This window comes from Pseudalkalibacillus sp. R45 (assembly GCF_052246725.1).
Lineage (GTDB): Bacteria > Bacillota > Bacilli > Bacillales > Fictibacillaceae > Pseudalkalibacillus.
In genome coordinates this window covers 1-597 of record NZ_JBQQCL010000052.1, presented here as the reverse complement: position 1 = coordinate 597, position 597 = coordinate 1, and the positions used below count along the sequence as shown (strand labels likewise).

At 44.6% G+C, this 597-nt stretch carries 1 protein-coding gene; it reads right to left on the bottom strand.

Going from position 1 to position 597, the window contains the following annotated elements; all coding sequences use genetic code 11:
• Positions 1-583: protease inhibitor I9 family protein (locus tag ACTWQL_RS24875; RefSeq protein WP_443145013.1), on the bottom strand; the 583-nt coding region annotated here is incomplete at its 3' end.
• Positions 584-597: the final 14 nt, after the last annotated feature.

Sequence of the window (597 nt, the reverse complement as noted above, 5' to 3'; positions counted from 1 at the left end):
GTTGAGTGGACGCTTTTGTTGATTGAGGCATCGGTTGGAGTTGACGCACTTCATTCGGCAATACTTTCGCTACCTCAGGAAATGCAGCCAATTGCTCCATGACTTCTTTGTTCGCCGTTACAGCCATTGCATTGACAATGAAGAAAGATTGATAGTTTTTCACTGCCTTGCTTGCTTTTTGTTTCTCTAAAAATTGTTTTACGTTCCCTTGTGTTTCGATTGCCGTGGAGCGAAGTGCCGATACGACTGCAGAGCGTTGTGCCAGTTCCTTCTTGTAAGGCGTCAGCTTCTGCTTCTCCGCTTTTTCGATCGCATTCTTCGAAACTTTCTTGGTATCCACCTGTTCATTGAACTTGATCAAGAACGTGACCTGATCGTCATCCTTGAACTGGTTTTGTAAGGACTTGCTTACTTTATTGGTTAGGGCTTCATCTTTGAACGACGTGGCTACAGGGTTCGATTCCTGTGTTTTCATCGTTCGTGCGTTGACCGTTGGAGCTAGAAATGTTGAAACTAGTAGTAGAATCGCTGTGACGAGTGCAAATGCCCGTCGATTCAACAAAAACCTCCGATAATTTACCATCTTTCCCCTCCTAA